The sequence below is a fragment of the Paenibacillus sp. XP01 genome (assembly GCF_057364885.1).
Genome location: NZ_CP139481.1, coordinates 5,201,887 through 5,224,695 on the forward strand (window position 1 = coordinate 5,201,887; position 22,809 = coordinate 5,224,695).

Genomic DNA, 22,809 nt, shown 5'->3' on the forward strand with positions numbered 1-22,809 from the left:
AACGGCTGGATTGGCCATAGTCTGTTATCTCATCGACATAACAACACATGAGTAACCAACGAAGGAGCGAATTCCCGTGACATCATTGTCAAAGGGAGATTCGCTCCTTCTTCTTTGTGAGGAAGCTGCTCATGGGCAGCTCCCTAGCTACTTCGAAATGTCCTTGTTGATCAGACTCTTTCGTTCGTAAATGTAATGCCCCCTGCGTTCATTCCCAGAAGAAACGACCGTTGAACACTTTTTCGTCGAGCAGCTTGAACGTTTCCTCTGACAATTCCTTTTTCATTTTGGCACGGACGGCTGCTTTGTCCAGATTGTATTGGGAGGACATGCCGATTTCGGTCTCTTCGTTGTTTGCATCAAAACGCATGATTGGTGCCGTCGCATCCTTCGTCCACGGCGTCCATGCCGCGAGCTCATTGCTGCCGCCATTGCCTGGATGACCCGTGTACAGGAATTGTTTCAGGTACGCCGCCATCGCATCGGACAACGCTTCGCGGCCCGGCTTGTTGGCGTCCGTGAAGTAACCTTCCGGGAAGTAGGACGCAATGCCGTCTGCGCGGCCGGTGTAGAAGTCCATGTCCGCTCCGTGCGGCGCGCCGAGCAGCGTTCGGAGCTTGTCGGAAATGACGCCAGGCTGCGTGCCCCATGCAAAACGGTATGCGTATACGGACGGTTGCCCGGAAACCGTGGTCAACCGTTCGGCTACGCGCTCCGCGTTGAAGCCCGCATAGGCTTCGCTGCCGTATTTGAGCGCTGCGGCATACTGCTCGGCTTTCGTTTTGTCCGTAAACAACGTGCCGTCATTGATCGCCGGGGAGAAGTTCGGATCGCCGAAGGCAAAGCCGGAAAACTCGGTTTCCAGGCTGCCCAGCAGGACGGGCACTTTGGCATAATCCCCGCTGCCGATCGCGTCGAAGCCCTGCTTCGGAATCACCGTCCCGTCACGGAACAGATGCGGGAACGGCTCCATGCGGATGGCCGTGCCGCCGAATGCGCTCACCAGCTTATCCGCAGGCAAGCCGCGCAGATAAGCAGCCAGTTCTTCCTTGGACTGCTTGGCGATCCACGCTTTCGCCTCTTCGGCAGTCGCCGCCTTGCCTTCATCCACGAGCAGCTTCTCCAGCACGTCGCCGGACTTCTTCTCGCCCTCTTCCGGCGCTGCCGTCGTCAAACCGCCGCTGAATGCCGCGACCTTCTGGAACAGCCCCTCGCCCAGCGGCGAAATCATGGCCGCGAGCACGTCGCGCGCACCTGCCGACTGTCCGGCGAGCGTAACGTTATCCGTGTCGCCGCCGAAGCCTTTAATATTTTCCTGGACCCATTTCAAGGCTTGAAGGGTATCCAGCAGACCGAAGTTGCCCGAATCGTCGAGGGCGTCACCGGTCTCCAGCGCAGCGTTTTTGAAAAATCCGAGCGCACCGAGGCGGTACTCCACCGAAATGATGATGCTGTTCGTTTTGCGGGCCAATTGCTCGCCCTGGAACTCCTTGGTGGACCCGGTCATATTGCCGCCCCCATGCACGAATACCATGACCGGAAGCTTGGAGCTCGTTGTATTCGGACGCCAGATGTTCAGATACAGCGAATCCTCGCTGCCCACCGTCCCGGCACCGGACAGCTGCAGGCTTTTCTCCGCAAACTCCTTCGCCGATCTCGTTTCCGTCCATGCCTCCGGATCAACCGGTGCTTTCCAGCGCAATTCGCCTACCGGCGGTGCCGCGTAAGGAACGCCCAACCAGCCGAGGGTGCCGTATTGCTCGTATGCCACGCCGTCGATCGGGCCGTACTTGGTCTGCTGCAGCGTTTGCGGCGTGAACGCCTTGGGTTCGGCGCTGTTTTTCCAGCTTTGTTCCAAGGTGCCGCTGCCATTTTTGAGCTGGGCCTGCAGCGCCTGCGCGGTGGCCTCCGCCAACTGGCGGTTGGTCAACTCGCCGGCTTGCCCCAGCGCCGCAATACCTTTGCCGACAGCAAACGCGGCCGCACCGCCTGTTTCGTAATCCGTGCCTTCTTCGTATCCAAGCGCTTTCAGCAGCATGAACGCATACCCTTCTGCCGTAATCGGCGCGGACGGCTCAAATCGGTTGTCCGACGCTCCTTGCTGCAAATAGGGATGAAGTTTGAGATATCCAACGACCGGCTGCAACACTTTGCCCGCAAGCTGCGCATCATCGTATGTATCCGTCCCTTGATAAGAGAGCGCTTCCTTCTCCAGTCCGGATAAACGCAAGTACATGACTGCGGCCTGAATGCGGGTTGCTTTTTTATTCAAATACGCTGCGGTAACCCCCTGTCCGCTGCCACGGATCAGCTGGGATTGGATCAGTTTGTCGATGGCCGCGGACGAAGCGGAAGCCGCTCCGGAAGTTTCGGCCGCATAGGCAGGCAAACCGGATACGCATAATCCCAAAATGCTGGCGATGGCCATCGTGCGTTTCATTTTTTTCATTTTTCTCATGTGCAAAATCTCCTCGCTGTCGGATAATGTGTGATGTGCTGTCACCATTGCTTAAGTCAAAAACGGCTGTCCCTATGAAGCATTCCAAGGTTCGTCTGCGATCTCTCTATCTGCCCTTGTAAGCCTGATGCCCCTTCTCCTTTCCTGCGAATTTCGGCTGCGATGGGTGCTTTGAATTGTACCTCCAGGCAAACGATACTAAAAAAACCCGAATCAAAGGCAAATCGTCGCATCTTGCGCCGTGATCTGCCCTCAATCCAGGTTTTGCCTGCAATCAGTTACAACCCTTGGGTATGAGGTGAATGAAGTATCAAATACGGTGTCCCGATCCCCATTGGAAGCTGTTATGCTTCATCATTGGAAGCCGGTAACCTACAGGTATTGCCCGAATATAAGCGGTTACAATCCTGTTGTTATCGTGATGTTAGCACACAATGTAAGCGATATCAATACCAAATTTCATATTTCGCGCAAAAAAATGGCCAGCAGGAAGCCGCCTTGTCCGGAGAATATTCTCCGGCATAGACGGCCTGTACATTACTGATTTCCGTTTCCGCTTTCGGCAGACCTCGCCAATCGCTCCAGCAGCTCGACCGCCGGCATGAGAACACGCTCGTCGATATCGAAAGAAGGATGATGATGCGGTGCCGGCAGGTCGCTGCCAACGATCATGTACGTTGCCTTGCCGCCTTGCTCCTGCACACGTCGGATCATGTAACTTGCATCTTCGCTGCCCAGGGCAGCGCTGTCTTCAAGGACGACAGCACGGCGGAATCCTTCGATGCTCTCCGCTTCCTTCGCCGCCAGCTCGGCCAGCTCCAGATCGCAATGAATCGGAATGGCGCCGCCGATCACCTCCACCGTTGCTTCCAGTTCATGCATGGCCGCGCTGCTCTCGATGATGTTGCGCACGCGCCGTTCCAGCTCGCGATTCGTCTCATCGCTCGTCGAGCGGGTCTCGATGACCATGCGCGCCTGTTCGGGAATGATGTTCGCTCCCGTTCCGCCCTCCAAAATGCCGACATTGATGCGGGTATCCGCCGAGCTGAAACGCGGTAGCGCATGAATGTTCAGCAGGGCCGTCGCCGCGCCAAGCAGCGCATTTCGGCCCTCTTCCGGGGAAGCTCCCGCATGGGAAGACACGCCGGTGAATCGCGCCTCCAGCTTGGTCGTGGCCAGGAAGCCGCCGGACGCGCCGCGGAATTCGCCGGACGGCACATCGGTGCCGAGGTGCATGCAGAACAGGCGGTCCACCTGCTCCAGCATGCCTTTTTCGACCATGGCGTAAGCACCGCGCACCCCTTCCTCGGCAGGTTGGAACAACAGGCGGATTTTGCCTGCGAACTGCCTGTCGCGCAGCCGTTCGGCCAAGGCAAGGCCGATCGCCGTATGGCCGTCATGCGCGCAGGCATGCATCAGCCCTTCATGCCGCGAGCGGAACCCCCCCGCTTGCGGAACATGCTGTTCCGAGGCGCTTTCGCGGATCGGCAGGGCGTCCATGTCAAAGCGGAACGCGGTGGTCGGTCCTGCGTGTACACCCTCCAGTTCCGCCACGACCGCGGTGAAGCCGCCGCGCATATGCTGAACGATCGACGGCTCCGCTCCTTCACTTAGAGCACGCTGATACGCGTCTTCAAGCACCTCCGGTTTGGGAAGGCCCCGTCTCGATGCATCGTCAATCGCATCTTTGCCATAGATGACCTGATACCCCCATTCCGTCAATAGCTGCACCACTTTGGTGGCCGTGCGAAATTCGGTGAAGCCCAGTTCGGGATATTGGTGCAAATCCCGGCGAAGCGTAATAATGTCCATCATTTGGTTTTACCCCTTTCTTGTTTGATCTCCTGATCGGTTACAGTCTCGGATATACTCCCGGACCCAGCGGCAGGTTGAATACGTACCACAGAACGACCATGATGACCCAAGCTGCGAAGAATACGATCGAATACGGCAAAATCAAGGAATAATACGTCCCCATCTTCGCGTCCTTGCGATACTCCTGCAGGAAACCGACGAAGAGCGGCACGAAAGGCGATACGGGCGCGAGCGGAATGATGACCGAATCGGATACGCGGAAAATGACTTGCGTGAATGCTGGATGGAAGCCGAGCAGCATCATCATCGGAATGAACACCGGTGCCAGAATCGACCAGATCGCCGATCCGCTCGCAATGAACATGGTCAGCAGCGCGGACAGGAAGATGAGTCCGATAACGACCGGAATCCCGTTGACGCCGAGCTTCTCCAGCAGATCGGTAATCGTCAATGCCAGAAACTTGCCCATGTTGCTCCAGTTGAACATGGCGACGAATTGGGCGAGCGGGAATACCATGACGATGAACCCGGCCATCGTTTTGATCGGTTCGACCAGCAGTTTCGGCAGATCATTCTGGTTTTGGATCACTTTTAATTTAATGCCATAAGTCAGCGCTACGGTAAAGAAGAAAAGCAAAATGACAGGAACAATCCCTGAAAGGAACGGCGACCCCATCACGCCGCCCGTCTCCGGGTTGCGCAGAATGCCATTGGACGGAACGACCAACAATGCCACGACGGCGATAAAGATCAGTGCCGCAATGCCTGCGGCGCGCAAAGCGCGATTTTCTTCCGGCGTAGGCGCTTCGAGCTTATAGATGCGCTCTCCTTCATATTTTCCCAGTCTTGGCTCCAGGAACTTATCCGTCATGAATCCGGCGACCAGCGTAAGCACAATGACCGAAACGGACATGAAATACCAGTTGTCCAATACCGTTACGCCAACGTTCGGGTCGACGGAAGCGGCTATTTCGGTGCTGATACCTGACAAAAGCACGTCCGTGGTCACGATCAGCATATTCGCGGTGAATCCGGCCCCGACTCCCGCAATCGCGGCGATCAATCCCGCTACGGGGTGCCTGCCTACGGCCAAAAAGATGAGCGCTCCCAGCGGGGGCATGATTACCAGCGCCGCATCCGACGACACGTGGCTGAAGAACGCGATGAAAATGACGAGGTAGCTTGCATAACGTGCAGGCACGCGAACAGCCATTTTGCGCATGACCGCTTCCAGAAGCCCTACTTTCTCGGCAAGACCGATCCCCAGTACAAGGGACAGAATCGAAGCCAGAGGTTTGAAATCGGCAAAGTTTTTAACCACATTCGGCAGCAGCCACTGAATCCCTTCCGCGCTGAGCAGATTTTTGACCTGCACCTTCTCTCCGTCGATCGGATTGTGGGCCGTTGCATTAAAAAACGATAAAATCAGTGTGGCAACCATAAGTGCGGCGATCAGATAAATAAACAAGATAAACGGATTGGGAAGTTTGTTCCCGACTCTCTCGACCCAACCAAAAAGCCCTGTGTTCTCATGTCTTTCCGCTTTGACCATGCATTTTACCCCCTGACTGAGATGGAACTGCACCCGGATGACTGAACCTGTCCGCAGGAACGATCCTTGTCCCCTTTGCAGAACAATAACGCACATTTAACGAAAATGTCGCAATTAATTTAGGACATTATATAATTAATGCCGAGAAAAACTCAATACCTGTGTTACGTATTTTGACACAAAATAAAAAAACGATGTGCCGTCCTCCTTTGCTCCTGTCCTCCACTGGCGGACATGACAACTTAGATGGCATCATCGCTTAGGTTCTTGATCATTGGTATGGATTCATCTTGAAATGGATGTCCTTATATCTAACACGTTAGCCGGTACCGATTGCTTGGCCTTCCACGGCGGGTGTTCAGTTCGTTTCCGGTAATTTCCGCCAAAGAAAAAGCGGTCAGGCTGCCCATGATGCGCTGCACGTGTCTAATGGTCATGGACAGTCCGGAAGCCAAGTCGCTGGCCGTAAATTCTTCCTTGCCCATCCTTCGGACATATACTTTGATCTTCTGGAAGGTGCGAATGCTGACGCCGGCCTTGTTCAGCTTCTCCAACAGCTCCGCGTCGTTGGAAAACGTTTCGTACGCCAGCTCCTGTTCCTCGCCGGGCGCTTCCACGATCGTTCCGTCCGTTTCATAAACGATGATTCGTCCGGCTTCATCATCCTTTGCGTACTGAATCGCCTTGCGGGCATGACGCTCCGCATCGAAGGCCGTTTCGCCGAAGCCGATGCCTGCATAACAAGGCAAATCCGTATCCAGTTCAAGCTGATGCAAGGTGGAGTGCAGCGAATCCATGCTGCGGGCCATGCCGCCCCTGGAGCCGTACATCAGGTATCTGCCCGTTCCGTCCTGATGCAGGGAACCATCGATTTGCTCGCAATGGTGCAGGAGCAGGCTGCGGATTTTCAATTCCATGTATTGCAGTTGGTATCGCTCCGCTCCATGTTCACCCGCCTCATGCAGGCGATCCACCTCAACCATCAGCACGCCGATCTGGCTTTCCTTGAAAGCAGAGCTGCGGATCCGTTCCACCAGCATACGTACCGCCTGCACCGTTTCCAGTTTGGTAGAGTTGATTTTAAACACGGGGATCCCCCGTTTAAGCAAACCCTCATAGACGGCATACAAGCAGGTAATCGCCGCTTTGACGGTTCCGCGCTCGAAATGCCCGACATGGAATGCGATCATTTCCTCCACATCGTAATCGGTCGAAAAGACGTATTTGCGTAATCGTTCCTCGGGAAAGTCAAGCTCGTGCAGGCTGTCCATCAGCCCCCAGCCCTCATTTTCCGTCATATCGATGGAAATGTCCTGGATGGCTTCTTCCGAAGCGTATATAGCCTGCAGTATGGCTTTGTACAGACTTGCGCCCGTAGGCGGGCAATAAATGGCGTGTTCCTGTTCCCGCAGAACGGCCTGGGCCGCCAGATAAGGAATGGGCCCCGTGAATACCCACCCATGAACATGTCCACGGTATTTTTCGATAATGTCTGCAGTTTCCCGCGCATGCTCGTAGGGATACAGCTCATAGCTTGTTCCCAGCTCCTGCCCCTGCAAGGCATTCATTGTCCGCTCAATCGACGGCTGCGGCCCGACGATGCCGATTCGGTACATTCGCGCCCCTCCTCATCCCCAATTGGATTGTTCATAACTACTTATTGTAAAAAGGTGAATCCTTCCCTTGAAATTGGCCCAATGATAGCAAATTATGCTCCAGAATGATCATCAACTGATCCGTCATTTCCGCCGGCGTGTAGGGCATGGATTGCACAACCCACCATTCCACCAAGCCGGCGACCGATAGGCTTAAAAACTGGATGAGAACGTCCTTTTTCACGTTCGTATGAACTTGTACGCGCTGAACCTGCTCCAGAATGCCCTGCTCCATCAATGAGATCATTTTCTTTCGAAAAGCCGGAACGCCCTTGCTCGTCATCAGCGTGGAATAGATGGTGGCATGCCGCTCCAGAAATTCGAACGTTCGCAGCAGCAGAGCACGCGACTGATCGCGGTCAGGCTCCCCGTCCGGCATGCAGCTGTCGTACAGTAACTGCAAGTACGTTTCGACGCATTCGTCCAACAGGGCGTATTTATCCGCAAAATGCAAATAGATGGTTCCCCGGTTTACGTTCGCTCGGTCCGCAATCGCTTGAATCGTGATTTTCTCGAAGCCGAGCTCCTCCACCAAACCGATAAAAGCTTCCATGATGGCTTGTCTCGTCCTTTGAATACGTCTGTCCATATGCGTACCTCTCTATTTTTATTAGACAACTAAGACCCATTTTGTTGAATTCTCAACAGAATGCAAGAGATCGGCGATTGATCCGCTGTTTTGTCAGATGATATGTTTATTTTAGTCAACAAACGTCATTTATTCAACAATTGTTTATTCGATATAAGGAGGTTCATTTATGAACGTATTGGTTTATGGAGCAGGTGTTCTAGGCAGCTATTTGGCACATGTTCTTGCACGAGGAGGCAACGAGGTTAGCCTGCTGGCTCGAGGAAAACGGGCAGAAGAGCTGGAGAAAGACGGCCTGGTGATCCGCCACTATTTCCAGCGCAAAACAACGGTGGATCGGATCCGCGTCATCCGGAGCTTGGAGCCGGACCATCATTTCGATCTTATCTTTGTGGTCATGAAATATACGGACTTCGCCTCGATTCTGCCGATTCTGGCCGCCAACAAAAGTGAAAATATCGTCCTCGTCGGAAACAATGTGGATGCAGATGAGATGCAAACCTACGTACACGAACACAGTCCTATACCCAAAAACATCGCTTTCGGATTCCAAACGACGGCAGGACGTCGCGAAAACGGTCGTGTAGACTGTATTCGCATAGGCCCCGGGCAGATGGTTATCGGCGGGCTCGACGGGGAAATCCCTTTCCGGTCGGCTCTTGATCAAGCATTTTCGAAAACAAAGTACAAGCTTATCTATGAGGAAAATATCGACGCTTGGTTAAAGAATCATATCATACTGATCGTGGCGATGAACTTCGTTATCGTGATCCATAGCTATCAGATGAAAAACATCGCCCGCGATAGCCAGATGCTGCGCCAGATGATCGCAGCGATGGACGAAGGATTTCAGGTCCTCGAATCCCTCGGTTATCCGCTGATCCCCGCCGCACAAGCTTCGCTGGTCCGCAAGTACCCTGGCCTCATGCGGCTGGTCATGAAAATATTCCATATGCTGCCCGCCAGCCAGCTGGTTGACGGATCAGTAGATGAAATTGCGGCTTTAAGCCGCGTATTTCGTCGCTGGAAGAAGCAGACAGGGGTCCGGACTCCGCATTGGGACGCATTGGAGGAACAGTTCAACAACGCAATGACGCCGTAAGATAACGAAAAAGCATTTTTCTCTGCAGGCTGCGTCAAAAAAACCAAAAGGGACTGATCATGACCGGCAAGGATTGTCAGGCATGATCAGCCCCTTTTATGTTTTATTTCAGCATTGCAATTTTGACGAATTGCACGTGTATCCGATCATCAAGCCGATATATTCGCCCCACTAATCGTAAAATTTACACTTGGTTAACTTAGGGAAAACGTCCATTTATTATTTCGCCTGTACACTAGGTTCAGTACATACAAACACAACCCATTTTTAGGAGGCTGTATTCATGTTAAACCGGTTGAATGCCCGTGCGGCTAAAATGCTGCTCGCGATGACCACGATCGTTGCGGCAAGCATGGGAAGCACCAGCGCTGCCTGGGCTGAAGAAAACACTGCAGCGACATCGTCTTCTTCCCCGATCAAAAACGTAATCATCCTGATCCCGGACGGCATGGCGCATGAAGCGACCACGCTGGCCCGTTGGTACAAAGGCTCTGCCCTGACGCTCGATTCCATGGCAAGCGGTCTCGTGCGCACCTATTCTGCAGACGCGGCAATTGCGGATTCCGCGCCGGCAGGTACGGCATTTGCGACAGGCCACAAATCCCATACCGGATATGTTGGCGTCCTGCCGGATAAAGCCACCATGCCAGGGCAAAAGGCAATCGCTGCCGGCGATGCCAAAAAACCGATCGCTTCCGTGCTGGAAGCATCCAAACTGGCAGGCAAAGCAACCGGCATCATCGCTACTTCGGAAATCATGCATGCCACGCCAGCCGATTTCTCGGCACATTACCCGGATCGTAAAAATTACGACGCACTCAGCAAACAACAAGTGTTTAACGGCATCGACGTCGTGCTTGGCGGCGGAAGCAGCTACCTGGTACCCGACGGACGGAAAGACGGCGAAAACCTGGTCTCTTCCATCAAAGCGCTGGGATACGATTACGTTACGACGCCAGAGGCGATGAAAGCTTCCAATTCGAACAAGCTCTGGGGGATGTTCGCTCCAGCGGGCATGTCGTACGACATGGATCGTGATCCTGCGAAACAGCCAAGCTTGGCCGAAATGACGTCCAAAGCCATCGACGTTCTTTCCAAGGACGAGGACGGTTTCTTCCTGATGGTCGAAGGCAGCAAAGTCGACTGGGCTTCCCATGCCAATGATCCGATCGGCGTCATCAGCGACGTACTGGCATTCGACGATGCCGTGAAAGTAGCGCTCGACTTTGCGAAAGCCGACGGCGAAACGGCGGTCGTTGCGGTAACCGACCATGCGAACGGCGGTCTGACCATCGGTAATGCGGCTACAACGGGCACGTACGATGAAGAGCCATTGTCCACGTTTATCGGCCCGCTGAAAAAAGCCAAACTGACCGGCGAGGGCTTGGAATCCAAGCTCAATGCCAAACGCACCAACATCAAAGCCGTCATGAAACAATATTTCGGCATCACGGATCTGACGACCGAAGAAGTGGCCGCCATCAAAGCGGCGAAACCGGGCAGCCTGAACTATGTCGTCGGTCCAATGATCAGCAAACGTTCCGGCATCGGCTGGACGACCGGCGGACATACGGGCGGAGACGTCGTTCTCTATACGTACGCACCGAATAATGACCGCCCATTCGGCGTCATCGACAATACCGATGTGGCCAAATACATGGCACGCGTGCTCGGACTGGATCTGGAAAGCACCAGCAAACAATTGTTTGTGCCTGCGAAACAAGCCTTTACGGCCAAAGGCGCGACCTACAAGCTGGACCTGAAGGATGCCAAAAATCCGAAGATCCTCGTGACTAAAGGCAGCACCAAGCTGGAACTGCAAATTTACAAAAACGTCGCCCTGGTCAATGGCAAAAAGACGGCACTGGAAGGCGTGATCGTGTATAACGGCGTTGACGCTTTCGTACCGCAAGGTGCTGTGGATTTGATCCGGTAAACGCTGACCGCATTTAATGTTCACGCAATAAAGAGCACTGCCAGCAATATGCAGCACTCTGCCTGCAAACTTTATGGGCTGCCGAATCCTCGGCAGTCTTTTGTTGTCTGTCGAAGTGAATTCGCTGCAGCAGCTTCGCCTCGTGATGGCCCCTCTTTCGTTTCCATGGTAGGACCACGTTCCAGCTTGTCGTATAATGGGCATAACATCCTGAATTTTCATGACAAAAAGGAGAGAATTCCCCATGTTGATTGGACTAAACTGGATTACCCTGCGGGTGCGGGATTTGGAGGCATCGCTTGCTTTTTATCACGGCGTGCTTGGCCTGCCTGTTCACCGCAGGTTCGAAAGCCGGGGACGGCAAATCGCCATGCTTGGCACGGAGAACGAAACGAAGCTGGAACTGATCGAAAACAGCGGGACCATTCTGAAGCCGGAAGCAGGCATTTCTATTGGCTACGAGGTATCGTCGCTGGAGGAAACCATAGCCAGGCTGAAAGAGCTGGGCGTCCCGGTCGCACGCGGACCCATCGAACCCAACCCCCGTTTGCGGTTTATTTACATTGTCGATCCGGACGGCTTCGAAGTTCAGCTTGCCGAGCATTCCTAAGAAGATCCCAACAACCGCCTGCGCGGCTTACAGCTTCATTTTGCGCATGATCGGCACGCCTACCCGGTTCAGCAGCCTGTCCAGCAGCGACCAGCACCAACGCCTTGCCAGCGGCAGATGTCGGTCGTACACGGCTGAATATTCGAAATCGGCCACTGCGCCGCGATTGCGTTTGAACTGTGCTGCACCTGCGCTCTCATGAAGCAGGCAGCCGTTCTCCTTGGCTTGCCCGATTAGGCAGGCCGACAGCATCCGGTACAGGCCGACGGACTGCGGCAGCGCCGTGTCATAGCCGAACAACGGGGTTGTCATCATGCCGTTGCGGCAGAAATAACCCATGACCGCGTCGAGCCGCCCCTCTTTTCGCAAACCGTAAAGCGTCAGCGTGCCAGAGGCTTTCGCCAGCGCGATGAACGGCTCGCCGAACTGGGGATTGTCGTACGAATACTTTTCCAGGTAAAGCAGTCGGTACAGCTCGGCAATTCGCGGAATGTCCGCATCCGTCATCTCCGCTTCGGAGACAAGGGTATATCCGTTTTTGGCCAGCAGGTCGTAATCGCGCTTCAGCAGCCACCGCGACTTCGAATTGCCGAATGTCGGGTCATTCGCCCGGTACAGATAAATCTGCCTGCTCGGAATCATTTTGCAGCCGGCCTCGCCGAGAGCGGCCGTAATTTCGGGATGCAAGCCGGGGCATAAGGAGCGAAAAACGACGGCATGGTCCGGGAAGCGTTCCCGTACCGCATGCATCACGGCGACCGCCTGCTCGCCCGTCATGGCAGGAAACAGATTCGTGGACAACAGCCAGTTGTTGACGTGCACGACCTTGTTGAATTTCGAACGGCGCATCCCCCAGCCGACCAGATTCAGCAGCCCGGACAACCCTTTTTCGAGCAGCGGACGTTGAAGCAGCGACAATTCCTGTTTCGCATAACGCACATAATGCGTGTACGGGGAGCAAACATAAGCATTTTCGTATTGCGCATCGTTTACGGTCAAAGGAAGAATAAGGTCATCGATCCGGACGAGCATTAGCGTCGTCTCAACGTTTGCCATGTAATGCTTCGTGCCCTCCAGCATAAGCGGCTCCAGATATGCTCTCGCATATCGGCCATCATCCCTATCAGGCCAATCCATGTGACCGACGTCGGTCCGATCATAAATGTGCACGCGTACGCCGAGGCTGCTTCCTCCCCTGCCGCCCGTTCGCTCTGCTGCTTCATGGAGGACACTTCCCCCTTTGACTCCACTCCCGTTAGTTATGTCTCGTTCCATCTTGGTTGCTCCTCGCATTTCCGCAATCATTGTATCCCTGACCGTTAAGGCCAAGGTATCACATTCCATCAGTCTCGCGAATCTTCCGGCTCATAGCGAGCATTTCTCTTTAATCAACAGGGCCAGCCTGCGATAAGTCGCACCATCCATGTGGCTTTCGGCCTCTTCTTCGTCCATATCCAGCCAATATTCGGCTTCCATAAGCTCATACATGTCAAGCATCGTTATTTCCGCGCATGCGGGGTGCTCAAACACGGCAACCATAGGTTCCGGTCCGTCGTCCCAGTTGTACCCGTCCACAACCGCATGCAGCAGTACGTCCGAATCTAGCTTACGAATTCGCGTGATGACCTCATCCATGGATTCCTCATATAGAATCGCATCGACCCGCTCCTGCTCTTCATCCGTCAAGGTTAGCCTAACCGCTCCCGGCGTCTCGAGCAGCAGGTCCGCGATTTTCGGATGGTTTCGGGAGGCATACCATGCCGTTCCTGCGATCCCCATCGGCGAATCCAATCTCGCCCCATGCTCGATCAGCAGCCGGATCGCCTCCTCCTGTTTGAACTTGACCGCCTTTTTAAGCGCCGTGTCCCCTAGTTTATCCGCGACTTCCAGGTCCGGATTTTGCTGTAACACGTAGCGAATGCCTTCGATCGGCATGCGGTGCGTCAGCAGCAGCATGAGCGGTGTCCGTCCTCGTTCATCCGTTTCATCCACGTCCAACATTGTCACGGCTTCTCGAACCTGTTCAGCGTTTTTCGATTTGCTGATTTCCTGCCAATTCATCTATTCGTTTACCTCCTGGTGTAGGAAAGAAGGGCGATCTCTCCAGCATTTTTGACAAATTCTTCATTCTCCCATTATAGTGGGATTTCATATACGTGCACAAATGCTTCTAATGTTCATTGCGTTCACAAGGAGGTAGATTCAGGGCATTTCATTCGATTTCTTTCCTGAATTTTATCCTTCGCCGGGGGACATCATCGCTCTGCACGAACTGCCCGGCGATCCATTCGACAGTTTAGGAGCTGGGCACGATGGGCATTCTCTCAATGTTATCATGATATTTCTCTTAGTATGAGTTCGAGAGAGACAGCGATACATGCATATGTGGCTCATGAAATACACATACAGTCTCGAATATGGAGGAAAAAAAGCACGGGTCCAGCTTGGTCCGAGCGGCTGCTGATTGAACGCGTTGGGAATGGTCGCGAAAAAAAAGGTTTAGGCCTTTAGGGGGGATGAAAGAAGTTGATTACAAAAAAGAAGTGGTTTGTACTGCCTTGTAGTCTTGTTCTGTTGCTAGCACTTGGTATTTGGTATGTTCTAAGTTCTGATATGTTGCTTAGATGGTCATCCCCATCTAAGCAACAGGAATATTACACAGGTACAGTTGTTGAAATCGTTGAGAAAAATTCCACAATTGATGGCGATAAAGTACTTCATTCTATTAAACTCGACACGGGAGATGTGCTAAACATAACCAAAAATACGATGTTCTTTGATCAGACAAGTGACGTCAAACGAACAGAAACCGATTTTGATGTAATACAAAAAGGTGTTGAAGTCGAAGCGTGGAGTAGACAAGTCAATAATCATATGTTTGAAGCATTTGAAATAACAGCAAAATAGAAAACAAGCCTTTATCAAGGCTTCAGGCTGTCGAGACTTTCTCGACAGCCTGAGAACCGGCCCCGGCCGGTTTTGTCCTTGTATAGATTTAAAAGGTTCTGAAGTTTGTACGCTTCGTGCCCGTTATTCTTTACTCCGCCCAGCCAGTTCTTATTGAGCGCTATCCTGCGATTCTTCCTGATCGGTTACCAAATTGTTCAGTCCGTGTATCAACTGCTCCAGCTCGCCGAAGCTGGCGACCATCCGCTGAGTCAACATACGCTGCTCTTCCATGCTGGCCAAAATTTGTGCTGCCGCCGCGCTGGACTGCTCGGTGACGCTGGAAATTTCCGACACCTCATTGACCACTCTGGTGGAGGATGCCTTCATCGTTTCGGAGCTGCCCTCGATATCCGCGGCTTGGCTCAGCACCAATCGGGAATTTTGGCTGATGGTGCGGAATGCCTCTTCCGTCAGCCTTGCATTCTCTTTCCCCTCTTTCAAGGTAAGGCGGAGATTTTCGAATCGATCCGTAAGTGCCTGCGTCTGTTCCCTGAGCCTGGACAGAATGCCTGCAATATCAGACGCAGATTGCCCGGAATGCTCTGCCAGCTTGCGCACCTCTTCGGATACAACGGCGAACCCCCTGCCATGCTCGCCCGCGCGTGCCGCTTCGATGGCCGCATTGAGCGCAAGCAGATTCGTCTGGCTTGCAATGTCCAAAATGCTGTCCAGCATCAAGCCGATGGATTCGCTCTCATCATTGAACTTCTTCATGTCATCGGCCGTCGTGTTGATCGCATCGTATAATTCAAGCATTTTCAGGTTGAGCTGGTCCATGTTGGCCGTTCCGTTCTCGGTGCTTTCAGCCATGCTGGAAGACAGCTCTTTCATTTTGTTCGAGTTGGACGCAACCTCGCGAATGTGCTGATCGGAGACGGCAAGCGATTCGGAAATTTCCGCCACGCTGCTGGCCTGGAATTCGACGCCTCTCGCCACTTCGGTGAAACCGATGGTCACCTCATTGGTGATGGAGCCTGTTTCTTCGACCTTGCGTTTCAACTGCTCCGTAAAGGTCGACAGACCCGATACGGCGCTTTTGACATGCTCCAGCATTTCCTCCACCCGCTCCCGGGATTGCTGCATTTCAGCCCAGCGTTGCTCGCTTTTCAGAAATAATCTTTGATTCAAGTGAGACACCATAAACAGAATAGCTCCCGTTACGGCAAGCAGGCCCGCGTTAATGGCATTACCGGTCCATTGATCTGCCGTAGCCGTCGGAACGATCAACAATTGAAGAATGTTGCCTGCAAGGGCAACCACAAAACCGACCGCAAATTTTTTGTTATCCGGATAGATCAACAGAATGGACGAGATCAGAATGCTGACCAAGGGATCATTGCTTCCCCATCCGGCAAATACGCCGCTTAACGATATAAGAACGGTAACCAGCCAGGGAATCAGATGGATATGTTTTTTCTTGGCGTTCGCATAGGTGATCCATGCCGTGAACAGAATCACGACAACGCTGGAAACGATAAGTTTCGGTTCCATAAAGGCGAGCGAGGCTCCCAGAACCAGGACGATCCATAGGATGATGGCGATTATTTTGTTTCTTTTCAAGATGATTTCATCAAAACGATTCATTCAAACCCCGTCCTTCTGGTAAAATTGAAACTGCGATTGTAGGACGCTTTCCCTTACATCGGTTGACCTAGGCCGATTCGCACGTTCCCTGCTTCTCCCGAATCAGTCCGTATTTCTTAATCGTCTATCGTTACTTCACAAAGATGAAAGCAGCGCTACATACCTAATATCGGAATGTGATTCGCAAAAATCAATATTCTGCCAAAAATCACTTCTACCCATAGCGAAAAGGAACAAGCTATCTGAGAATTGGCCTGTTCCTTTCTAAAGTTCAATGTTTATTCAACTTATTTCTGGAGCTGATTTTCATGAGATTTCAAAGAAGCATTATTTGTTTGATTGCTGTTTTTTCTATCGCTGTTTCAACAGGATGTGGTCAACAGAGTGAAAGCCTTCAGGGTCACAAAGTGACTACTTCTAATAACATGCAAACAGAGAACCCTACTGCTGCTTCAACAGCCGACAAAGTTGGTAGCAAAATTCTTCTCTATTCGAAAGAGTTTAATCAACAAAAGCCTGAGCTCTCTAATTTCAAAGAAGGGATCTCGTTTAACTTATCCGAGCATGTCGAGGATTTCTTCACAGCTGACCTATCTAATATGATTAACAACAACATGGAAGCAATCGTGAATCACGACGAAAAAAAGTTTAAAGAAAACATGATTGATGCGGGTTCCATTACATTTAATATGGATTGGTTCAATTATAAGTATGAAGAAGGTGTCAAATACGAATTTAAAGAACTACATGAGATCTCTTTCGATGAAGATGCCAAGCGTATCCAAGTTGTGGTGACTTTCGATAGAAACATAAAAAATGAAGAAATGGAACAGGGAATCATGACTTACTCTTTATTAGAAGACGCAGGTAGCGGAGATTGGAAAATTGCAACTATGGATGGAAGTTGAATGTTAGTGCGGAGCATGGCTTGGGACGATGCGCGATTCTACAAATTGCCTTCCACATCGATCCCGTCCGCCGTCTCAAGCGTTTTCGAGGCCCATGCCACGAATCGGTCCATGAACGATCGCAAATCCGGTTCCTCGAACGTTTGCAGGTTCAGTTCGTCCAGCACGCTGAGCCATACTGCTTTGCTTATCGGATTATCGAAACAATGGTCGAAGCTTTCCATCATCTCTCCGCGATGCATGTCCTCCAGCGGAAAATATCGTTCCAATACCTCCAGAATCGGCACAAAATCTTCCGCGTAGATAAACAACATTTCTTCTTCTACCACCTGGGACTGAGCCTGTTCATCCATATACAATGGGGAGAGGGTATATCCGATATTCCTGCCGGGTCCCTCGTAACGGTATAGAAGTACAGGTATTTGCTTCTTTGGTTGCCGTGTCATGGGCAAGTCCCCCCCTATCTCCGAGTTTTAACCGTATGCCTAGTGTCGCATCCACAATCAATGGATCGTTTTAACTGACCCTATCACAGCTCATTACGGCTCTTCAACAGCCACATTTTCGTCTTCTGTCATTTCTTTTAGCGAGCGGTCCAGCCATAGCTCATACCAGTCCAAAAATCCAAGCCGCTCCGCATTGCCGAAATAATGGTCAGGATAAATGCCATTGCTGTTGCCGCGGTCATCCGTCCAGATCTCGCCGTAAGAATCACCCTTGACGATCAGATTGATCGACACCCCGCAGCCGAAATTGCTGATTCGCAGCATGCCCGCAGACCACTTCGGATCATAATATTCGTGCTCCAGCGCGGCCCATTCGTCTTCGTCCTTGCTATCATCATACCAGTCATAATCCCAGTTCCATGCTTCCGTGAACAGAAAAGGATCTGAGATCGCATTCAGCTCGTCCGGGTAATCCAATACCGCATACACGCCATCCTCCGGCTTCTCCAGGCCATAGAACGGCCCTGCTCCGCCAGCGCCAATCGTCGAAAGAAACTCCCTGTACCCGTCAGGCAGCCGGATGTCCCACTTCCGTTCAAATGCTGTGATCTGCTCCTGAGTCATGACAGGCAGCATTTCATATTCGTGATGATCCGCCCCGAACAATTCAAGCTCAGCATCAAGCACTCTTAAAAGACTCCATTTCTCGCGGATGCGCGTCAATTGTTCATTCATCCAATCCTGCCTCCCCAGATTCAACATCTCCCAAAAGGAGCCCTATGTATGCCTGACTCTTCCAACATCCTGTTAAATCCGGATGCATTCCTTCCATTAATTATCATATCGTTTATTATATCAAGCCACCCGCTTCGGTTAAAGGAACTATGGAGCTATTCCCCGCTTGCCCCGGATTACCCGCATTCTATTTTCACGGATCATGCCGCATCTCTTCATTTCCTTGATAAAATTGACGATATATCCTATACTTACTTTTTTTGAATCTGGTGGAGGAAGCCATGTCGATCAACCTTAGAAGAGAACCGTTTCGTTATACTTTAAAAGAACCACTCGACTTTGACATCTATATTCTCAGCATAAACGGTGTATCTGCGCCGCATAAACCGATTCAAGCCGAATTATGCGATATTAGCCGTTCCGGATGCCAATTGTCGTTCCCGCTCGCTCTGCACGTCGAGAGCAACAATATCCGAATCGGAATGGATATGACTTTGTCCGAGGATCCCATCCATTTGGAAGGCATGATCCGTTGGGGCCAGCAAATTGACGGCAAGTGGCATTACGGCGTGCAGCTCGATATGACCGAAGGCAACAGCGAACGTTTCTATAAAGAGATGCGCATGCTTGCCGGCCAAGGCCGAATCATCGTCAAGTGAGTAACACGCGGCATGTCGCCACCCTTGATCTTAACGAAAATCAAGTCAGCTGATTGCATTTGTTGGATTCGGAGCAAATGCGAAAACCAGCGAGCATGAACACCCTGCATACGTTGAAGTCGTATGCAGGGTGTTTTGGCATTCCGGGTTAGAAACAGGTAAACGAGCCGATCTGCTGCAGATCTATGCCAGTGTACATCCAGAAGAAACCGGTCCAGCGGAAGCCGGCTACCGAGTTTCTGCCGACGAATATGGGGTACATCCAGAAACCGGGACCGCGAGTCGGCCAAATGTACGTATAACGGAACAAGCACCCGGATATAGCTCCCGGATCTACCGCGAACGCCGAAACAGGCTGCTGGGGAGTAAACGAAGGCGGCGGCGAGGTAGGAGCCTGCACGCCTTGCGGTCCGCCACCACCACCGCCAGGGAAAAACGGTGGCGTTGAAGGACCGCCGGGACCGCCTGGTCCAAATCCTCCAGGACCACCAGGTCCAAATCCGCCGGGGCCTCCACCAGGACCTCCGGGTCCAAAAATTCCTCCAGGTCCTACACCAGGTCCGCCCGGTCCTCCGGGTCCAAAAGGGGGAAACATTGCCATGCAAAATCACTCCAGTTCATTAGGCTAATGCATAGTATGTAGGCACCCGTGTAGAGGAACCGGGCAAATGCCCATTTATATGCCGAAAAAAAAGTGAAATCCAAATGTTTGACCTGCTGGAATCCGCCCCTTCCGTTGGATGCTTCCGTCATTCTCGTCGAAAACAGCAACAGCGGCACTTCCCGGTAAATCCGGAAGTACCGCTGTTGCCTTAGGTCGTTTATGCTTTGGCCGTGTAGATCAACTCTTTTTCTTTGATCGTTGTGCGTCCAGCCGATTCAATGGTGGAGTATTGGTGCATGTTGGTGATGATCACCGGTGTAATCGTGTTATATCCCGCTTTTTCGATCTCTTCGCGGTCAAACTCCATCAACACGTCGCCAACGGTCACCTTCGCGCCAGCTTGTACTTTTGGCGTGAAAAATTGCCCTTTCAATTTCACTGTATCGATTCCGATATGGATTAGCATCTCTGCCCCTTCGTCACTGACAAGACCGATGGCATGTCCGCTCTTTGAAAGGGAGAATACGGTACCATTGACCGGCGATACAGCACGACTGCCAGCAGGCTGGATCGCAAAACCTTTACCCATGATTTCTTCGGAGAATGCAGGGTCAGGCACCTCGCTAAGCGATTTGACTTCCCCATCCATCGGGCTGAAGATTTGTGCAGCTTGAACCGTGCTTGGAGCTTCGACGACAGCTGCAGGTGCGGAAGAAGTGCTGTTGTTCGCAACCGGTGCAGCAGGTGCAGCCGCCGGAGCGTCTTCTTCTTTGATTCCCAAAATGTACGTAATCAGCGCTGCGGCCGCCATCGCAATCAGACCGCCGACAATGGCCAAGATCAATGTGCTGATCGCCGGACTAATGAAGGCAGCAACGCCCGGCAAACCGACCAGACCTGTAATGACGTAAGCTTTGACATGGAAAATCCCCATAAATGCACCGCCGATCGCTCCTCCAAGCAGAGCAGCAATAAACGGCTTTTTATATTTCATGTTTACGCCATACATGGCAGGTTCGGTGATCCCCATAATCGCCGTCAACCCTGTAGAGAAGGCCAACGATTTGGATTGCAGGTTTTTGGCGCGGAATCCGACACCGAGCGCACCGCCGGCTTGAGCCCAGTTGGCTACAAACATCAGCGGTATGATAAAGTCATAACCCAGGCTTGTAATGGAGCCGATAACGATCGGCGTAAGGGCATAGTGCATCCCTGTAATAATGAGCAGCGACATCGTTCCGCCAATCAGAATGCTGGCAACGATAGACATGTTATCGAACAGCCATGAAATACCGCCGGACAACCCGTTACCAATAATGGAACCCAGCGGCCCAATGGCAATCAGCGTGAGTGGAACCATGATCAACAGCGTTACCGTAGGTACAACGATCAATTTCAGCGAAGCATGCGTGATGCGGTCAACCGCTTTTTCCACGTAGGATGCAATCCAGATCGCAATAACGATCGGAATCACCGTGGATGAGTACGTTGCGGCGACGACTTTAATACCTGCGAAAGACGAATCTCCGTTAGCAAGCAATGCCGTAATCGTCGGGTGCATGATGCCCGCGCCCAGAGCCGCGCCGATAAACATGTTGCTGCCCAATTTTTTGGCTGCGCTGACTGCCAGAATGATGGGCAGGAAGTAGAATGCGCCATCACCGATCGCAGACAAGATGATATACGTGGAGCTGGAATCGCTCATCCAGCCAAGGGCTACCAGGATCGCCACGATCCCTTTGATCATACCCGCGCCCGTGATGGCCGGCAGGATCGGCGTGAACATCCCCGCGATGAAATCAAACAAAGCACTTACGGGATTTCTTTTCTTTTTTGTTCCGGTCGAAGCTCCTTCTCCTGTCGGAGCCTTGCTCATATTACTCACAAGCGCGTTGTATACGACGGGTACGTCGTTCCCGATGATGACCTGGAACTGTCCGCCGTTTTCCATGACGCCCATAACGCCCGGTGTATTTTTCAGCGTCGCTTTGTCCGCTTTTTTGTTGTCGTTCAAGTTGAATCTCAATCTGGTCATACAGTGCGTGACTTGGTCAATATTTTCTTCGCCGCCAACCAGCTTCAGGATCTCTTTGGACAATTGTTGTTTATCCATTGCGTATTGCTCCTTTGATGTGTAATGAAAGGTGTAAAAAAAACCTAAACACTGGATAATGAGAGAGCCGCCCGGCTTATCATTATACAACGTTTAGGTTTTGCCTTTTTTGGTTAGTAACAATCCCAATGTTATTCGATTGTTTGTTCATTGCGGACGACCCGTTCAATATGAATCGTCAAGTACAGCACTTCTTCCTTGGAAAGGACCCGGCCATAGATTTTGCGCGTATAATCGCTGATCTTCACCGCACAGGCATGCGCCTCGGGGTATTGCTTGCTGACCAGATCATGAAGCGGATTGTCTTCCACCTTGTCTTCGATCGACGTGCCTTGCAGCACGCGCTGGGCGAAGAACTTCAGATGGGTCAAGAAGCGATAATAGCTCAGAGAGTCCTCATCCAGTTCCACGACAAAGCTCCGTCTGACAATGTTAAGAATATCTTTCACGATATTCGTAATGCTGATCGTTTCGCGCATCTCGCCGTTCATTTGGGCATTTACCAGATGCATGGCGATAAATGCACACTCGTCTTCAGGCAGCAACACGCCCAACGTTTCCTCAATAATCTGAAGTGCCTTAAGCCCGATCGCATATTCCTTGCGGTACATGCGCTTGATCTCCCAAAACAATGCGTTGCGAAGCTGCATACCCTGACGATGGCGATCAATGGCGAAATGAATATGGTCGGTCAGCGAAATGTAAATGCTCTCATGCAATTTCTCGCCAAGCACCGTTTCCGCATAGCGGATAATCTCGTCCGAGCACTCGACATATTCGACAGGAATATCGGACAGAAGCGTTTTCAGTTTCTGGGATACTTCCTTGCTTTCCAACGAGAATATTTTTTCGACCAGACTTTCGTCAATCGATTCACCTGTATGCTTTTTGAACGCAATTCCACGTCCCATGACAACAAGCTCGTTGCCTGCGGGATCAACCACGGTAACTACGTTGTTGTTCAGCACCTTCTCGATTTTCATTTCTTCACATCACCTTGCACCGTCAAAGTAGTAAAAGGCAAAACCCCGGCAGGGCAATAAGATGTCCCTGCTTCTGGTTTTGCCTGATTGAACAGTAACAATCCAGTATTC

General features: G+C 52.0%; 19 protein-coding genes. 6 read left to right on the forward strand and 13 right to left on the reverse strand.

What is annotated here, in order from left to right; genetic code table 11:
* Window positions 1-208: 208 nt before the first annotated feature.
* The 5 genes from SNR34_RS23520 to SNR34_RS23540 form a co-directional block, all read right to left on the reverse strand.
* Window positions 209-2,458 (reverse strand): carboxylesterase/lipase family protein, encoded by a 2,250-nt coding sequence (locus tag SNR34_RS23520; protein WP_486180297.1) that lies wholly within the window; start codon window positions 2,456-2,458, stop codon window positions 209-211.
* 537 nt (window positions 2,459-2,995) lie between these two features.
* On the reverse strand, window positions 2,996-4,273 hold the full coding sequence (locus tag SNR34_RS23525) for an amidohydrolase (protein ID WP_486180298.1): 1,278 nt from the start codon (window positions 4,271-4,273) through the stop codon (window positions 2,996-2,998).
* Between the two features lie 37 nt (window positions 4,274-4,310).
* Window positions 4,311-5,825: an AbgT family transporter gene (locus SNR34_RS23530; RefSeq protein ID WP_236415762.1), complete on the reverse strand. Its 1,515-nt coding sequence runs from the start codon at window positions 5,823-5,825 to the stop codon at window positions 4,311-4,313.
* A gap of 311 nt (window positions 5,826-6,136) precedes the next feature.
* Window positions 6,137-7,441: a hypothetical protein gene (locus SNR34_RS23535; protein ID WP_486180299.1), complete on the reverse strand. Its 1,305-nt coding sequence runs from the start codon at window positions 7,439-7,441 to the stop codon at window positions 6,137-6,139.
* Window positions 7,442-7,478: 37 nt separating this feature from the next.
* On the reverse strand, window positions 7,479-8,069 hold the full coding sequence (locus tag SNR34_RS23540; protein WP_486180300.1) for a TetR/AcrR family transcriptional regulator: 591 nt from the start codon (window positions 8,067-8,069) through the stop codon (window positions 7,479-7,481).
* A gap of 169 nt (window positions 8,070-8,238) precedes the next feature.
* Between SNR34_RS23540 and SNR34_RS23545 the strand changes: the two genes are divergently transcribed.
* The 3 genes from SNR34_RS23545 to SNR34_RS23555 all read left to right on the forward strand — a co-directional run bounded on the left by SNR34_RS23545 (window position 8,239) and on the right by SNR34_RS23555 (window position 11,717).
* Complete coding sequence (locus SNR34_RS23545; protein ID WP_486180301.1) at window positions 8,239-9,171, forward strand: ketopantoate reductase family protein; 933 nt, start codon at window positions 8,239-8,241, stop codon at window positions 9,169-9,171.
* Window positions 9,172-9,523: 352 nt separating this feature from the next.
* Window positions 9,524-11,107 (forward strand): alkaline phosphatase, encoded by a 1,584-nt coding sequence (locus tag SNR34_RS23550; protein WP_486182507.1) that lies wholly within the window; start codon window positions 9,524-9,526, stop codon window positions 11,105-11,107.
* Window positions 11,108-11,351: 244 nt separating this feature from the next.
* Window positions 11,352-11,717 carry a VOC family protein gene (locus SNR34_RS23555; RefSeq protein WP_343261100.1) on the forward strand — a complete coding sequence of 122 codons (366 nt, stop codon included), beginning with the start codon at window positions 11,352-11,354 and terminating at the stop codon, window positions 11,715-11,717.
* Between the two features lie 27 nt (window positions 11,718-11,744).
* On the opposite strand, the gene SNR34_RS23560 is transcribed toward SNR34_RS23555, so the two are convergent.
* Entirely contained in the window at window positions 11,745-12,992 is a 1,248-nt protein-coding gene (locus tag SNR34_RS23560) for a GNAT family N-acetyltransferase (protein WP_486180302.1), read from the reverse strand.
* Window positions 12,993-13,082: 90 nt separating this feature from the next.
* On the reverse strand, window positions 13,083-13,778 hold the full coding sequence (locus SNR34_RS23565; protein ID WP_486180303.1) for a DUF4274 domain-containing protein: 696 nt from the start codon (window positions 13,776-13,778) through the stop codon (window positions 13,083-13,085).
* Between the two features lie 465 nt (window positions 13,779-14,243).
* Between SNR34_RS23565 and SNR34_RS23570 the strand changes: the two genes are divergently transcribed.
* Entirely contained in the window at window positions 14,244-14,624 is a 381-nt protein-coding gene (locus SNR34_RS23570; protein WP_486180304.1) for a hypothetical protein, read from the forward strand.
* Window positions 14,625-14,774: 150 nt separating this feature from the next.
* Here SNR34_RS23570 and SNR34_RS23575 read toward each other — a convergent pair whose 3' ends face one another.
* Entirely contained in the window at window positions 14,775-16,250 is a 1,476-nt protein-coding gene (locus tag SNR34_RS23575) for a methyl-accepting chemotaxis protein (RefSeq protein ID WP_486180305.1), read from the reverse strand.
* A 308-nt stretch (window positions 16,251-16,558) separates the two neighbouring features.
* On the opposite strand from SNR34_RS23575, the gene SNR34_RS23580 reads away from it, so the two are divergent.
* Window positions 16,559-17,158, forward strand: a complete 600-nt coding sequence (locus SNR34_RS23580; RefSeq protein ID WP_486180306.1) for a hypothetical protein — start codon at window positions 16,559-16,561, stop codon at window positions 17,156-17,158.
* A gap of 38 nt (window positions 17,159-17,196) precedes the next feature.
* On the opposite strand, the gene SNR34_RS23585 is transcribed toward SNR34_RS23580, so the two are convergent.
* A complete protein-coding gene (locus SNR34_RS23585; RefSeq protein ID WP_339273992.1) occupies window positions 17,197-17,604 on the reverse strand; it encodes a hypothetical protein in 408 nt (135 codons plus the stop codon).
* A gap of 93 nt (window positions 17,605-17,697) precedes the next feature.
* The gene (locus SNR34_RS23590; RefSeq protein ID WP_486180307.1) at window positions 17,698-18,339 is read right to left on the reverse strand and encodes an SMI1/KNR4 family protein; all 642 of its coding nucleotides are present in this window, start codon (window positions 18,337-18,339) and stop codon (window positions 17,698-17,700) included.
* Window positions 18,340-18,620: 281 nt separating this feature from the next.
* Between SNR34_RS23590 and SNR34_RS23595 the strand changes: the two genes are divergently transcribed.
* Window positions 18,621-18,998, forward strand: coding sequence for a PilZ domain-containing protein (locus SNR34_RS23595; RefSeq protein ID WP_486180308.1), 378 nt, complete (start codon window positions 18,621-18,623; stop codon window positions 18,996-18,998).
* A 148-nt stretch (window positions 18,999-19,146) separates the two neighbouring features.
* Here the strand turns inward: SNR34_RS23595 and SNR34_RS23600 are convergent, their stop codons facing one another.
* The 3 genes from SNR34_RS23600 to licT form a co-directional block, all read right to left on the reverse strand.
* Window positions 19,147-19,599, reverse strand: coding sequence for a collagen-like protein (locus SNR34_RS23600; protein WP_236415747.1), 453 nt, complete (start codon window positions 19,597-19,599; stop codon window positions 19,147-19,149).
* A gap of 220 nt (window positions 19,600-19,819) precedes the next feature.
* A complete protein-coding gene (locus tag SNR34_RS23605) occupies window positions 19,820-21,715 on the reverse strand; it encodes a beta-glucoside-specific PTS transporter subunit IIABC (protein ID WP_486180309.1) in 1,896 nt (631 codons plus the stop codon).
* Between the two features lie 131 nt (window positions 21,716-21,846).
* Window positions 21,847-22,698, reverse strand: coding sequence for a BglG family transcription antiterminator LicT (gene licT, locus SNR34_RS23610; protein ID WP_236415745.1), 852 nt, complete (start codon window positions 22,696-22,698; stop codon window positions 21,847-21,849).
* Between the last annotated feature and the right edge of the window lie 111 nt (window positions 22,699-22,809).